A 13,175-nucleotide genomic window follows, 5' to 3' on the forward strand; every position below is an offset into this window, starting at 1 on the left:
CACATTGGCACGTAGTGGAGCCCCCGCACTCCGTAACGCGGTTGCCTGACAACATAGGCCAATGAAACCGCACGTGCTTAAAGCCCCTCTCCCGACGGGGCGAGAAGGCACGGCTTGTGCGCCATTGGCGCACGTGCCTGAGAGCGCCCGCGCGGCAAGCGCGGGCCGGGGTTGGGGTGAGGGTACGGTGGAGCGATGAGGATCAAACCGCCACTACCCACCGCCACACTTACCCACGCACGTGCATCACGCACAACGATGACCGACGCAGAGCGAGCACTCCGGTGCTCTCTGCGTCGCAAGCAGCTACAAGGTTTGAAGTTCAGACGACAGCATCCGATTCCACCGTACATCGCAGATTTTTGCTGCATTGAAGCCAGGTTGATCATTGAACTGGACGGGGCGCAACACAGCGCATCCGTCGATCAAGCAAGAACACAGTGGCTGCGATCGAAAGGATGGACGGTGCTGCGCTTCTGGAACAACGACGTGTTGCTGTCGCTGGATGCGGTGGTTGAGGCGATCTTCATAATAGTCACTACCCCGTACCCTCACCCCAACCCCTCTCCCGGTGGGAGAGGGGCTTAAATCCCAGCCTCCTTGGGGCTCATTCGGACGCATGCCATGCACAACCCACAGCGCTACATGACCGGCTTCGGTAACGAGTTCGCCACCGAAGCCGTTGCCGGTGCTCTACCGGTCGGGCAGAACTCGCCGCAGCGCGTGGCGCATGGGCTGTATGCCGAGCAGTTGTCCGGCACCGCGTTCACCGCGCCGCGCGGCGAGAACCGGCGCAGCTGGCTGTATCGCATTCGCCCGGCCGCCGTGCATGGCAGTTTTTCGTTGATCGAGCAGCTGCACGTGCACAACGCCTTCGGCAGCGGCCCGGTGCCGCCGGATCAGCTGCGCTGGAGCCCATTGCCACTGCCATCCGTGCCCACCGATTTTGTTGATGGCCTGTACACCATGGCAGGCAATGGCGGCCCGGAAGCGATGACGGGCGTGGCCGTGCATCTGTATGCCGCCAATGCCTCCATGCACGAGCGGTTCTTCTATAACGCCGATGGCGAGTTGTTGCTGGTGCCGCAGCTGGGCCGGCTGCGCGTATGCACCGAGCTGGGTGTGCTCGAACTGGAGCCGCAGCAGATCGGGGTGATTCCACGTGGCGTGCGGTTTCGCGTTGAATTGCTGGATGGCACCGCGCGCGGCTACGTGTGCGAAAACTTCGGTGGCCTGCTGCGCTTGCCCGACCTGGGGCCGATCGGCTCCAACGGGCTGGCCAACCCGCGCGATTTCGAAACCCCGCATGCGGCCTTCGAACAATGCGAAGGCGCGTTCGAACTGGTCGCCAAATTCCAGGGTCATCTGTGGCGTGCCGACATTGGCCACTCGCCGCTGGATGTGGTTGCCTGGCACGGCAATTACGCGCCGTATCGCTACGACCTGCGCCGCTTCAACACCATTGGTTCGATCAGTTTCGATCACCCGGACCCCAGCATCTTTACCGTACTGACCTCGCCCAGCGACACGCACGGCACCGCAAACATGGACTTTGCGATCTTCCCGCCGCGCTGGCTGGTGGCGCAGCACACCTTCCGCCCGCCATGGTTCCACCGCAATGTGGCCAGCGAATTCATGGGCCTGGTGCAGGGCGTCTACGACGCCAAGGCCGAGGGGTTCGCACCCGGTGGTGCATCGCTGCACAACTGCATGAGCGGGCACGGCCCGGATGCGGCGACGTTCGCGAAGGCTTCGCAGGCGGACCTGACGCGTCCGGACGTCATTGCCGACACCATGGCTTTCATGTTCGAAACCCGTGCGGTGCTGCGCCCCACTCAACAGGCGCTGCAGGCCAGTCATCGGCAGGGCGACTATCAGCAGTGCTGGTCCGGCCTGCGTGCTGCATTCACCAATCCGTCCACGGACTGAGCAGCGCCGCAGGGAATGCGGGTCGCGCCAACTGGCACAGAGGCGCAGAGGCGATCAAGCACGTGATCGCCAGTGACCCTGTCCTTGCGGCAACCGCCACGCATCGACGAGCGGGCTGCAATCAGGCGGCCTGCAATGCCTCCGGAAGCAGTTCGCCGATACGCGTCCGCACGCGTTCGGCGTACGAGGCCGAGGTGAACTGCGGCAGCTCCTGCAATGCCACGCCGATGGCGATGCCGATCGCGTCGTCCGCACGCGCCGCCTGCAGCTGGCGATGCAGTACTGCGGCGGCCGGGTTGCGCTGCAATTGCAGGATGTCCAGCAGATACAGCCGGGCGTTGGTGGCCGCGCGCCGGCGCTGGCGGTGCAGGTCGTCGGCGGTGGGCAACGCTTGCAGGGTCTGGGCCACCGCGGGTGCCGTTGCAATCGTGGAGGCTACGGTACATGCATCGGTCTCGGGCACGGCTGCCTTCGCGCTGCTGTCGGCAGGCGTCAGATAGCCCATTGCACACAGCGTCTGCACCAGCGCGGTGCCGTTGTCGCCGAGCAACTTCGCAAGTGCGGTCAAGTCACGTTGGCCATCGGCCAGGATCAACGCACGCCGCTGCAGCAGGGTCAGCGGGCTGCGATGCGACTGCAGCGCAGTCAGGGCGAGTGCGGTCTTGCGTGGGGTCATGGCGGCGATCCTGCGAAGCCGGCAGGGTGAGCGTTGCCAATGAAACGCCGATGACATTGGCGCGACACCTTGCACCGTACGTGCCAGTGCCAGCATCGATGGCAATAACCTCACCTCCACACCGCCACCCTGCGCGCTGTGTACGCTTGGCCAACGCACAGGAGCATATCGATGACATCCAGATTGTCTGGCTTGCTGGGAATGGTGCTGGTCGTTGCCGGCTGCCATCGCGCGGACGACACGCCGGCTGCAGCAGCGCCGGCCGAGGCGGCCCACACGCCGGTGGCGTCCGCCAACGACCAGCCTGCGGACGCGGTACCGCCGGCCACGGCGCCGGTAGGCACGTTTCCACCGCAGGTGCGGCCGCAGCCCACCACGCTTGCGCGGATGGATGGCTACGGCGACCTGCGCCTGGGCATGGATGCCACGCAAGCGCGTACGGCGTGGGGTGGCGAGCTGCGCGGCAGTGCAGCCAGCGATGGCGGCTGCTACCTGTTGCGTCCGCAATGGGCCCAGGATGCGCGGGAATTCGGTTTCATGTTCGAAGGCGATCACCTGGTCCGTTACCAGACCACTGAGCCCAAGGAAGTTGCGCCAGGGGGCGGCAAGGTCGGCATGACGCTGGCGCAGCTGCGCGCGTTGTATCCGCAGGGGCTTGAAGCGCAGCCGCACAAATACCTGCCGGGCGCGCAGACGCTGCGGCATGCCGATGCCGCCACCTCGTCGGCGCTGGTATTCGAGACCGATGCCGGGGGGAGGGTGAGCAGCTGGCGAGTCGGGCAGCCGCCCCAGGTGGACTACGTCGAGGGCTGTGGCTAGCCGCCTGCGTGCGAGCAGGGCGCGACACCATCGGGTCAGACGCGTGGCACGCGCCCTGCCGGGCGCTGCCTCGATTACAACAACGCGTGCCAGACACGCAACGTGGCGGCGACGGGCCTCCAACGATGCGGGTGCGGGTGCGGATCCGACTCAGTCGCAGTGCGCGCTCCAGCATGCCACGCGCAACACTGCGCCCTAGCCCTAAGCCCTAGCCAGCGATGCTGCAGCCGCAGCCGCAGCCGCACGCTCAGCGCGGCTCGGACGACGGCCGCTCGTGCTGCCTGGCGGTTTCTTCGTTCTCGCCAACATCGCCGTCGCTGGCCGGCGTGGGCAGGCCTTCGTTTTCCATCTCGCCGTGATTGGGCACTTCCGGGCGATCTTCCATCATCAGCGACAGCGCGGCCTTGGCCATCATGTGGGCGCTGATCGGTGCGGTGATGAACAGGAAGACGGTGATCAGCAACTCGCGCGGCTGCGGGTCCACGCCCAGGAACAGGTGATAGCCCACCGAGCCCAGCAGCACGCAGCCCACGCCCAGGGTGCTGGCCTTGGTCGGCGCATGCAGGCGCTTGAAAAAGTCCGACAGCTTCACCAGCCCGAACGCGCCGATCAGGATGAAGAAGGTGCCGACCAGCAGCAGCGCGCTCAGCAGATATTCGGTGAGCGCGATCATTCGACGATGTCCCGGCGCAGCACGTACTTGCTCAACACTACGGTACTGCCGAAGCCCAGCATCGCAATCACCAGCGCGGCCTCGAAGTAGATCGGCGAATCCAGGTACATGCCCAGCAGCATCAACTCGGCGATGGCGGTGATGGACAGTGTGTCCAGCGCCAGGATGCGGTCGGGTACCGTCGGCCCGCGCAGCAGTCGCCACAGTGCCATGAGGATGGCCAGGCCCACCGCATGCATGCAGATGACGATGGTCGATTCGATGAACATGTGACCGGTCATGGAAAGATCTCCATCAGGGGCTTTTCGTAGCGGGCCTTGATCTCGGCGATCAATGCGTCCGGATCGTCCAGATGCAGCACATGCACCAGCAGGTACTTGCGGTCGTCCGACAGCGCAGCCGACACCGTGCCGGGGGTGAGCGTGATCATGCTGGTCAGCGCGGCAATGCCATGGATGTTGGCGATATCCAGCGGCACCCAGATGAAACCGGGATGGATACGCGACTCCGGCCCGAGCACCTGCACCGCGACCTTGATATTGGAGCGCACGATGTCGCCTGCGGCCACCAGCAGCATGCGCGGCACCGAGCGCAGCGAGCCGATGCGGGCGAATTCGCGGTCCAGCCGTGCGGCGAAGATCGGCACCACCACGCCCAGCAGCGCGCCCAGCACCCACTGCTGCGGGCCGAAGCTGTCGCTGAGCAGCAGCCAGAACACGAAGACCATCACGCTCAACGGCGCGGATGGAAAAAGCCGGCGCCGCCACGGCACGCGTGCGTTCATGGCTGCCTCCGTTGCGGGGTGGTCGCGCGCACCTGTTCCACATAGCGGCCGGGGTCGCGCAGCTGCGCGGCGGCATCGTCGGTGTAGCGCATCAGCGGCCCGGCGCAGACCGTCATTGCCACCAGCCCGCTCAGCAGCAGCAGCGTGGCGGCCGTTTCCACCGGGCGCATGCGGCCACGGCGCTGCGGTTGCAGCTCGGGCGTGTCTTCCACCGCCGCCGGCACGCGCCAGAACAGGCGCACGCCGGCGCGGGTCAGGCCGATCACCACCAGCAGGCTGCTGCCAAGGACCGCGCCCCAGACCGGCGCCACCAGGCCTGCGGGCACGTGCTGCAGCAGCGCGGCCTTGGCCAGGAAGCCGGACAGCGGCGGCAGCCCGGCGACCGCCACGGCAGCGACCATGAACATGGTGCCCGGAATGGCGCGGCCCGGTAGCGGTGCCACCACTTCCTTGCGGTCGCTGGCGCTGCCACGCCGCCGCCGGATCAGGTCCGAGACCATGAACAGCGCCGCGGCCACGAAGCTGCTGTGCGGCAGGTAATACAGGCCCGCGCCGAGCGCGCCTGCGTCGTCGAGCGAGAAGGCGATGAACAGGGTCGCCGCGGAAAACACCACCAGATACGACACCATCACCCGCAGCCGCGAGGCGGCCATCACCCCGAATGCGGCCATCAGCAGCGTGCCGATGCCCAGCCACAGCAACGCGTGCCGGCCGAAGCCGTGCAAGGCCCCGGCACCGGCGCCAAACCACAGGCTCGATACGCGCAAGACCGCGTACAGGCCCACCTTGGTCATGATTGCAAACAGCGCCGCCACCGCTGCCGGTGCGCGCGAGTAGGTCTCCGGCAGCCACAGGTACAGCGGCAACAAGGCGGCCTTGCTGCAGAACACCAGCAGCAACAGTCCGAGCGTGGCTTTGGCCATCGGCACATCCTGCGCCGGCAGCTCGGCGATGCGCTGCGGCAGCTCGGCCATGTTGAGCGTGCCGAACACGCCGAACAGCAGCCCCAGCCCGATCAGGAACAAGGTCGAGGCGCACACATTGAACACCACGTAATGCAGGCCCACACGCATCTGCAGGCCACGTCCGCCGCTGAGCAACAACCCATAGGAGGCGATCAGCATCACTTCGAAGAACACGAAGAGATTGAAGATGTCGCCGGTCAGGAACGCACCGTTCAAGCCCATCAGCTGGAACTGGAACAGCGCATGGAAATGCGGCGCGCGGCGGTCCCAGCCGGCGCAGGCATGCAGCAGGCAGGCCGTGCCCAGGACCAGCGTGGTCAACAGCATCCACGCAGACAGCCGGTCGCCCATCAGCACGATGCCGAACCGCGCTGGCCAATCGCCCAGCAGGTACACCAGCACGCTGCCCTCGGCAGCGCGGGCAAACAGCGCCAGCACCGCGGCGGCCAGCAAGCCCATGCTCACCCAGGCCACGCTGCGCTGCACGCGCGGCCCGTAGCGGCGGTGCTCGACGAACAGCGACGCCGACGCCCCCAGTATCGGGATCAGGATCGGCAGGATCAGCAGATGGTTCATCGCCGCGCCTGCCGCGTATCGACACCGGTGGCGGCATCTTCATGCGCATCCACGTGGTCGCTGCCATTGTCGCTGCGGCTGCGGATCGCCAGCACCAGGCTCACCGCGGTCATCGCAAAGGCGATCACGATCGCGGTCAGCACCAGCGCCTGCGGCAGCGGGTCGGTGTAGTGCTCCAGATCCACCGGCACGCCGTCGCGCAAGACCGGCGGCTGACCGGCGCGCAGCCGTCCGCCGGCGAAGATCAGCAGGTTGGTCGCATACGACAGGAAGGTCATCCCCAGGATCACATCGAAGCTGCGCGCACGCAGCAGCAGATAGATCGCCAGGGCGGTGAGGACGCCGATCGCGCTTGCCAATGCCAATTCCATCAATGCTGCTCCGCGGTGCGTGTCGAACGTTGGGTGGGATCGATTTCGCCGCGTTGCGAACTGCGCGTGCGCGACGGTTTGATCGTGCCCATCATCGACAGCATCAGCATCGCCGCACCGAACACCACCAGGTACACCCCCACGTCGAAGCCCAATGCGCTGGCCAGCTCCAGCTCGCCCAGCAGCGGCAGCGGCAGATCGACGTGGCCGCTGCTCAGGAATGGCAGCCCGAACAGCAGCGAACCGGCACCGCTCAGCAATGCGCACAACAGGCCAATACCGATCAAGCGGATGTAATCGAAGCCGAAGCGCGACTCCACCGACGCGGTGCCCTGGATCACGTACTGCATCAACAACGGCACCGCCAGCACCAGGCCGGCAATGAAGCCACCGCCAGGCGCGTTGTGGCCGCGCAAGAACAGGAACAGCGACACGGTGAGCGTCAGCGGGAACATGATCTGCGCCAGGTCCGCCGGTACCGGCAGCCGGATCGCCGGCCCCGGCATGGTGCGCTCCGGTGCCATCCGCGAGCGTCGCAGCAGCGCATGCACCACCAGTCCGGCAATTGCGAACACGGTGATCTCGCCGAAGGTATCGAAGCCGCGGAAATCCACCAGGATCACGTTGACCACGTTGCGCCCATACGCCTCGGGCAACGCGCGTTGCAGCAACTCGCCGGCCACGGTGTGGGTGGGTTGCGTCATCAGGGTATACGCCAGCGCGGCCAGGCCGGTGCCGCCAATGATCGCGATGGCGACATCGCGACACTTGCGCAGCCGCGCGCGCTCGGGCAACGAGCGCTCCGGCAGGTAGTTCATCGCCAGCAGCATCAGCACCAGCGTGACCATCTCCACCAGCAGCTGGGTCAACGCAAGATCCGGTGCGGACAGGAACACGAAGGTCAGGCTGACCGCCAGGCCGGTGCCACCAAGCACCAGCACCGCCAGCAGGCGTTGCTTGTACAGGAACAGGCTGCCCAATGCGCACGCGATCAACAGCAGCCACACCGTCCAGCCCAGCAGCGGCATGGGCGTGGGCGCAGGCCACTCCGGCAGCGCGCCCCCTTGCAGGAACGGCACCAGTGCCACCACCACCGCGCTCAGTACCAGCAGCATCAGCATGCGTTGCAGGTTGCCGTTGGTCACCGCATCGGTCATGCGGGCGGTGGCGCTGAACAAGGTGCGCAGGTTCCAGTGGAACAGGGCCTTGCCGGGCGAGCGGTTCTGCACCGCGTACAGATCCAGCATGCGACGGATCGCAACGTACAGCAGCGCCCCGCCGATCATGCCGGCGATGCTCATCGCCAGCGGCCAGTTGACGCCATGCCACAGCGCCAGGCTGTACTCGGGCAGTGCATCGCCGAGAATGGCGCCGGCACCGGCGCGCAGCACCGGTGCAACGGTCCAGGCCGGCACGATGCCCACCGCCAGGCAGATCAGCACCAGCACATCCACCGGGATGCGCATCCAGCGCGGCGGCTCGTGCGGCGTGGTGTCCAGATCGAGCGGGCCATCGCCAAAGAACGTGTCGTGCACGAACCGCAGGCTGTAGGCCACGCCAAGCACGCCGGCCAGCAATGCGGCGATGCTCGCCAGGATGCGCATCAGCTGCGGCGCTTCGGTTTCCAGCGCCACCGCGAAGAACATTTCCTTCGACAAGAATCCGTTGAGTAACGGAATGCCGGCCATGGCCAGCGACGCGATGATCGCCAGCGCACTGGTGACGGGCATCAATCGGCGCAGATTGCCCAGCCTGCGCATGTCGCGCGTGCCGGTTTCGTGGTCGATGATGCCCGCAGCCATGAACAACGAGGCCTTGAACACCGCGTGGTTGAGGATGTGGAACACGCCAGCCACCACCGCCATCGGCGTGGACAGGCCGAACAGCATCGTGATCAGGCCAAGGTGTGAAATGGTCGAGTACGCCAGCACGCCCTTGAGATCGTGCTGGAAGATCGCGTACCACGCTCCCACCAACAACGTGATCGCTCCGATGCTGGTAACCGTATAGAAAAACAGGTCGCTGCCGGCCAGCGCAGGATGCAGCCGCGCCAGCAAGAACACGCCGGCCTTGACCATCGTGGCCGAGTGCAGATACGCCGACACCGGCGTGGGCGCCGCCATCGCGTGCGGCAACCAGAAATGAAATGGAAACTGCGCGCTCTTGGTGAAAATGCCCAGCAGCACCAAGCCCAATGCATATGGATACAGCGGGCTGGCGCGGATCACATCGCCGGCGGCCAGCACCGCATCCAGCTGAAAACTGCCGACGATGCGGCCGATCATCAAGACCCCGCCCAGCAGTGCAAGTCCGCCACCGGCGGTCAACACGAACGCCATGCGTGCGCCTTCGCGCGCATCCTTGCGATGCGACCAGAACCCGATCAGCAGGAAGGAGCTGATGCTGGTGAGTTCCCAGAACACCATCAGCAGCAGCAGATTGCCCGACAGCACCATGCCGAGCATCGCGCCCATGAACAGCAGCAGATACGCAAAAAAGCGCGATGCGCTGTCGCGTGCACTCAGGTAGTAATGCGCATACAGCACCACCAGGGCGCCGATGCCGAGCACCAGCAGCGCAAACATCCAGGCCAGGCCATCCAGCCGCAGCGAAAACAGCAGGCCGATCTGCGGCAACCATGCATGCTCGCTGGCAATCACCTCACCGCGCAGCACTGCCGGCGTGAGTGTGGCAAGCACCAGCAACCCCGCCAACGGCGCGGCCGCAGCCAACCACGCGGTGATCGAACGGGGTGCGCGCCGGAACAGCGCAGCGGCGGCCGCCATCAGGAATGGCAGCGCAAGCAGAATTTCCAACGAAAAAGGCATGCAGGGAACACAAGATTCGCGAGCAGGCCAGAGAGCTTAACAAACCGTTGACTGACGTCCGTGTCAACGCTGGTGCTGCATCACGCGCGGATGGGCCGCCAGATGGCTACGCAACTGCGCGGTGTACTGGGTATGCTGCCGTCATTCCCGCCTGCGCCGTTGCCCCGTGACCGCTACCCATCCCGCTCCGACCACTGCCGTTTCTGCGCCGCGCGCCCTGGTGTTCGGCGGCAGCGGGCAGATTGGCGAGCGCCTGCTGACCCGTCTGCTGAGTCGCGGCTGGCAGGTCACCGCCTGGTCGCGTCAGCCGCGCGCCGCGCGCGCTGGATTGATCTGGAGACAAGGGGATCTGGCGATGCCGGCCGCCGCGGGCGAGGCGTTCGAGGTGATCTTCAGCTGCGGGCCGTTGGACCATTTCGCCCGCTGGTATGCAGAAAACCCGGTGGTTGCACCGCGCATCGTGGCGTTTGGCTCCACCAGTGTGGAGGTCAAGGAACATTCCATCGATGCCGCCGAGCGCGACGTGGCGCAGCGCCTGGCCCATGCCGAACAGGCGCTGTTTTCCGCAGCGCAGGCGCGCGGCGCCACCGCCACCGTGCTGCGTCCGACCCTGGTGTACGGTGCCGGACGCGACAAGACGCTGACGCAGATCGCCGGGCTGGCGCAGCGCACCGGTGCGTTCGTCCTGCCCGCCAACGCCACCGGCCTGCGCCAGCCGGTGCACGTGGATGACCTGGCCAGCGCTGCGCTGGCGGTGATCGGCCAACCTGCCACCCAGCAACGCAGCTATGCCGTGGGCGGCGGTGAAGTGCTGGCCTACACGCAGATGGTGGAGCGCGTGCTGGCGGCATTGCCGCGACCGGCGCGGTTGTATCAGGTGCCACCGGGCCTGTTCGGCTTCGCGCTGACCACGGCGCAGCGCCTGGGGCGGCTGCGTGGCATGAATGCGGCCGCGTTGCAGCGCATGCGCGACGATCTGGTCTTCGACCTGGAGCCGGCACGTCGTGATTTCGGTTACGCACCGCGCGCGTTCCGGCCATTGCCGGAAGAGCTCGGCATCGGCGAATAACGCGCAGACCTTGCCCGCAATGCCCGGATCAGACGCGCTTGCAGGCCATGAAGCGCCAGTCGCCGCGTCGCGTACTGCGCAACGAGGCGATGGCCCGCAGGCAACGCCGCGCATGGCGCCGGCTGACAGCGCGCGAGCCTCGCGCCACCGCCCCTCTCAGTAACGCCACCCCAGCTGCCGGTACACCTTGGCCAACACCCAGATCGGCCCGATCAGCAGATAGGTCAGGTCGGTGAGAAAGCTGGGCTTGCGGCCTTCGATCTTGTGCCCCACGAACTGGGCGATCCACGCCAGCACGAAGACCGACAGCGCGCTGGTGAACACGCCGCCCAGACCGATCCGGCCTTCGATGAGCCGGCACAGGCAGCCGAAGAAAAAGAAGATCCCCAGCATGCCCAGCCCGAGCGGGCGCGACAGCCGGTTGTAGTACGACCACGCCGCAAACATCGCCAGCGCCGCCCAGACCCCGCTACTGAACCAGGTGCCGCCCACCGGGATGCACCACAGCAGCCCCACCACAGACCACAGGATCGCCGGCACCGCCACCACGTGGATCAGCTGATTGGTGTCGTTGCGGTGGTCGTCGGAATAGCTGGCGAAATAGCGGTCGATCGGTCGCGCGGTCGTGGTGCGTTCGGTCATGTTCCCTCCCAGGAATGACCCAAGCATACGCGTGCGAACGGCCGTGGTGGCACTACGCGGAGGACCGGTCCCTGCCACGCCGCAATCGCGTGGCAGGGACCGGTGCAGGTCAGTTGACCGACACCGCACTCCAGGCGGCAGCCACTGCCCGGTACTGCGTGGACGTGCCGCCATACAGATCGGTGGCCGCGCTCAGCGTGGCCCGACGCGCGGCTGCGTAGTTGGTGGAGGAGGTCATGTAGACGGTGAGCGCGCGATACCAGATGCGGCTGGCAGCGGCGCGGCCGATGGCCGTCAGCGCGGTATTGCCGTTGCAGACCAGCCCGGCCGGGGTCAGGTTGTAACTGGTGCCCGCGCCGAAACCGCTCGGCACCACTGCCCCTTCGGCCAGCAGATAGTAGAAATGATTCGCCACGCCGGAGCTGTAGTGCACATCGATGGAGCCCAGATTGCTGCGATAGCAATCGGGCGAATCGCCGTCCAGGCTCGGCTTGAACATGTAGCGCAAGGCCAGCGTACCGCTGCTGTTGCCGGCGATGAGTTTCTCGCCGATCAGATAATTGCCCGGCTGCGCGCTGTTGTTGGCGGAGAATTCCACCATCGCGCCCATGATGTCGGAGGTGGCCTCGTTCAGGCCGCCGGACTCACCTGAATACACCAGCCGTGCCGAGCGACTGGTCACCCCGTGCGTCATCTCGTGCCCGGCCACGTCCACCGACACCAGCGGTGTAAACGTGCTGCCGTCGCCATCGCCGAAGGTCATGCAGAAACAGCTGTCCGACCAGAAGGCATTGTTGTAGCGGCTGCCGTAATGCACGCGGCTGCGTGCGCCCTTGCCGTCGTTGGCGATGCCGCTGCGCGCGTGGGTGGTCTTGAAGTAATCCCAGGTCAGCGACACCCCGTAGTGCGCATCCACCGCCACCGTGGTGGTGTCGCTGTTGGCGCCGCTGCCCCAGGCATTATCGGCATCGGTCAGCAGCGTGCCGTTGCCCGAGGTGCTGTTGCGCATGTTGTAGGTGGCGCCGCCACCGCGGCCCAGATCGGTCATCTCGAAGCCGCTGCTGCACCGCGTGGTCGCCAGGCCCACGCTGCCCGCGTACAACGAACGCCCGGTGCCGGCGGCACTGGTGCCACCCGCGCAGGCGGTATGTACCGTGTCCCAGGAGTCGAGGATGCGTTGATCCACCGCATCGACGATGTAATGCATTTCGGTCGGCGTCTGATCCGGCTTGATGCCGCTGTAGATCACCTCGTACGCCAGCCGTGGCGCCCCCTGGCGCGCGTACAGTGCCAGGCTTGCACGTGGCGCGGCATCCTGCGGCACGTCGAACTGCGCTCCGGCCACACGCAGCGCGGTGGTGGCGTCGATGCCGGGCGCAAGGTCCGGACGCACCGGCGTGTCCAGGGTCTGACTCAATTGGCGCATCACCCCACGCCGCGAATGCACCACCACGTCGCCGCCGATCACCGGCAGCCCCCGATAGGTGCGATCGAAGCGCACATGCTCGCTGCCATCGGCATCGACGATGCTGTCGCGCGCGATAAAGACATCGGCCGGCGCACGATTGGCCATGGCCGACGCGGTATTCCCCAGTAGTGTCTGCGCACGCGTGACCGCCGCATTTGCAGAAAGATCGGCCGCACCGGCGGCAGCAGAAAACGATAGCGCACAGCAGATGGCTGCGCCCAGTACATGGAATTGCATGACGACTCTCTCCCAGAACGTGCAATGCAAAAACCGGCGAGATGACGCACGGCCGGTCGCGATCGGCAGCAGGTGCCGGCAGACAACCTTGCATAGTCCTGGACATTGCAATAGTAAAAATTACCGGCGTATTGCGTT

13 protein-coding genes are annotated in these 13,175 nt (G+C 66.1%); 4 read left to right on the top strand and 9 right to left on the bottom strand.

Going from position 1 to position 13,175, the window contains the following annotated elements:
* Nucleotides 1-258 precede the first annotated feature (258 nt).
* Both ACCQ10_RS02220 and hmgA read left to right on the top strand, forming a co-directional pair.
* Nucleotides 259-588 carry an endonuclease domain-containing protein gene (locus tag ACCQ10_RS02220; protein ID WP_372362065.1) on the top strand — a complete coding sequence of 110 codons (330 nt, stop codon included), beginning with the start codon at nucleotides 259-261 and terminating at the stop codon, nucleotides 586-588.
* A 36-nt stretch (nucleotides 589-624) separates the two neighbouring features.
* Nucleotides 625-1,929 carry a homogentisate 1,2-dioxygenase gene (gene hmgA, locus ACCQ10_RS02225; protein WP_372362066.1) on the top strand — a complete coding sequence of 435 codons (1,305 nt, stop codon included), beginning with the start codon at nucleotides 625-627 and terminating at the stop codon, nucleotides 1,927-1,929.
* Nucleotides 1,930-2,050: 121 nt separating this feature from the next.
* Here the strand turns inward: hmgA and ACCQ10_RS02230 are convergent, their stop codons facing one another.
* Nucleotides 2,051-2,605 carry a hypothetical protein gene (locus ACCQ10_RS02230; protein WP_372362067.1) on the bottom strand — a complete coding sequence of 185 codons (555 nt, stop codon included), beginning with the start codon at nucleotides 2,603-2,605 and terminating at the stop codon, nucleotides 2,051-2,053.
* A 171-nt stretch (nucleotides 2,606-2,776) separates the two neighbouring features.
* Between ACCQ10_RS02230 and ACCQ10_RS02235 the strand changes: the two genes are divergently transcribed.
* Nucleotides 2,777-3,424 (top strand): lectin, encoded by a 648-nt coding sequence (locus ACCQ10_RS02235; RefSeq protein WP_372362068.1) that lies wholly within the window; start codon nucleotides 2,777-2,779, stop codon nucleotides 3,422-3,424.
* Nucleotides 3,425-3,671: 247 nt separating this feature from the next.
* Here the strand turns inward: ACCQ10_RS02235 and ACCQ10_RS02240 are convergent, their stop codons facing one another.
* Genes ACCQ10_RS02240 through ACCQ10_RS02265 form a run of 6 tightly spaced genes read right to left on the bottom strand, consistent with a single transcriptional unit; the run spans nucleotide 3,672 to nucleotide 9,621 of the window.
* Nucleotides 3,672-4,097: a Na+/H+ antiporter subunit G gene (locus ACCQ10_RS02240; RefSeq protein WP_228313420.1), complete on the bottom strand. Its 426-nt coding sequence runs from the start codon at nucleotides 4,095-4,097 to the stop codon at nucleotides 3,672-3,674.
* Nucleotides 4,094-4,378 (bottom strand): K+/H+ antiporter subunit F, encoded by a 285-nt coding sequence (locus ACCQ10_RS02245; RefSeq protein WP_039412714.1) that lies wholly within the window; start codon nucleotides 4,376-4,378, stop codon nucleotides 4,094-4,096. The genes ACCQ10_RS02240 and ACCQ10_RS02245 overlap by 4 nt, the downstream gene beginning before the upstream one ends.
* Nucleotides 4,375-4,881 (bottom strand): Na+/H+ antiporter subunit E, encoded by a 507-nt coding sequence (locus ACCQ10_RS02250; protein WP_047693959.1) that lies wholly within the window; start codon nucleotides 4,879-4,881, stop codon nucleotides 4,375-4,377. The genes ACCQ10_RS02245 and ACCQ10_RS02250 overlap by 4 nt, the downstream gene beginning before the upstream one ends.
* The gene (locus ACCQ10_RS02255) at nucleotides 4,878-6,422 is read right to left on the bottom strand and encodes a monovalent cation/H+ antiporter subunit D (protein ID WP_372362069.1); all 1,545 of its coding nucleotides are present in this window, start codon (nucleotides 6,420-6,422) and stop codon (nucleotides 4,878-4,880) included. Before ACCQ10_RS02255 ends, ACCQ10_RS02250 begins: the two co-directional genes overlap by 4 nt.
* Nucleotides 6,419-6,793 carry a Na+/H+ antiporter subunit C gene (locus ACCQ10_RS02260; RefSeq protein WP_039412723.1) on the bottom strand — a complete coding sequence of 125 codons (375 nt, stop codon included), beginning with the start codon at nucleotides 6,791-6,793 and terminating at the stop codon, nucleotides 6,419-6,421. Before ACCQ10_RS02260 ends, ACCQ10_RS02255 begins: the two co-directional genes overlap by 4 nt.
* Complete coding sequence (locus ACCQ10_RS02265; RefSeq protein WP_372362070.1) at nucleotides 6,793-9,621, bottom strand: monovalent cation/H+ antiporter subunit A; 2,829 nt, start codon at nucleotides 9,619-9,621, stop codon at nucleotides 6,793-6,795. Before ACCQ10_RS02265 ends, ACCQ10_RS02260 begins: the two co-directional genes overlap by 1 nt.
* Nucleotides 9,622-9,787: 166 nt before the next feature.
* Here ACCQ10_RS02265 and ACCQ10_RS02270 point away from each other — a divergent pair, with 166 nt between their 5' ends.
* Entirely contained in the window at nucleotides 9,788-10,690 is a 903-nt protein-coding gene (locus ACCQ10_RS02270) for an NAD-dependent epimerase/dehydratase family protein (RefSeq protein ID WP_166749704.1), read from the top strand.
* A 156-nt stretch (nucleotides 10,691-10,846) separates the two neighbouring features.
* On the opposite strand, the gene ACCQ10_RS02275 is transcribed toward ACCQ10_RS02270, so the two are convergent.
* A complete protein-coding gene (locus ACCQ10_RS02275; protein ID WP_228313425.1) occupies nucleotides 10,847-11,332 on the bottom strand; it encodes an Mpo1 family 2-hydroxy fatty acid dioxygenase in 486 nt (161 codons plus the stop codon).
* A 109-nt stretch (nucleotides 11,333-11,441) separates the two neighbouring features.
* Entirely contained in the window at nucleotides 11,442-13,037 is a 1,596-nt protein-coding gene (locus ACCQ10_RS02280; RefSeq protein ID WP_047693968.1) for a M4 family metallopeptidase, read from the bottom strand.
* Nucleotides 13,038-13,175 lie beyond the last annotated feature (138 nt).

The organism is Xanthomonas sp. NCPPB 1325 (assembly GCF_041477645.2).
Classification (GTDB): domain Bacteria; phylum Pseudomonadota; class Gammaproteobacteria; order Xanthomonadales; family Xanthomonadaceae; genus Xanthomonas; species Xanthomonas cannabis.

Bases quoted from the DNA above. Each gene is read 5' to 3' on its own strand.
- ACCQ10_RS02265 (WP_372362070.1), bottom strand. From the start codon at position 9,621: ATGCCTTTTTCGTTGGAAATTCTGCTTGCGCTGCCATTCCTGATGGCG.
- ACCQ10_RS02240 (WP_228313420.1), bottom strand. From the start codon at position 4,097: ATGATCGCGCTCACCGAATATCTGCTGAGCGCGCTGCTGCTGGTCGGC.
- ACCQ10_RS02275 (WP_228313425.1), bottom strand. From the start codon at position 11,332: ATGACCGAACGCACCACGACCGCGCGACCGATCGACCGCTATTTCGCC.
- ACCQ10_RS02245 (WP_039412714.1), bottom strand. From the start codon at position 4,378: ATGACCGGTCACATGTTCATCGAATCGACCATCGTCATCTGCATGCAT.
- hmgA (WP_372362066.1), top strand. From the start codon at position 625: ATGCACAACCCACAGCGCTACATGACCGGCTTCGGTAACGAGTTCGCC.
- ACCQ10_RS02235 (WP_372362068.1), top strand. From the start codon at position 2,777: ATGACATCCAGATTGTCTGGCTTGCTGGGAATGGTGCTGGTCGTTGCC.
- ACCQ10_RS02230 (WP_372362067.1), bottom strand. From the start codon at position 2,605: ATGACCCCACGCAAGACCGCACTCGCCCTGACTGCGCTGCAGTCGCAT.
- ACCQ10_RS02260 (WP_039412723.1), bottom strand. From the start codon at position 6,793: ATGGAATTGGCATTGGCAAGCGCGATCGGCGTCCTCACCGCCCTGGCG.
- ACCQ10_RS02250 (WP_047693959.1), bottom strand. From the start codon at position 4,881: ATGAACGCACGCGTGCCGTGGCGGCGCCGGCTTTTTCCATCCGCGCCG.
- ACCQ10_RS02220 (WP_372362065.1), top strand. From the start codon at position 259: ATGACCGACGCAGAGCGAGCACTCCGGTGCTCTCTGCGTCGCAAGCAG.
- ACCQ10_RS02255 (WP_372362069.1), bottom strand. From the start codon at position 6,422: ATGAACCATCTGCTGATCCTGCCGATCCTGATCCCGATACTGGGGGCG.
- ACCQ10_RS02280 (WP_047693968.1), bottom strand. From the start codon at position 13,037: ATGCAATTCCATGTACTGGGCGCAGCCATCTGCTGTGCGCTATCGTTT.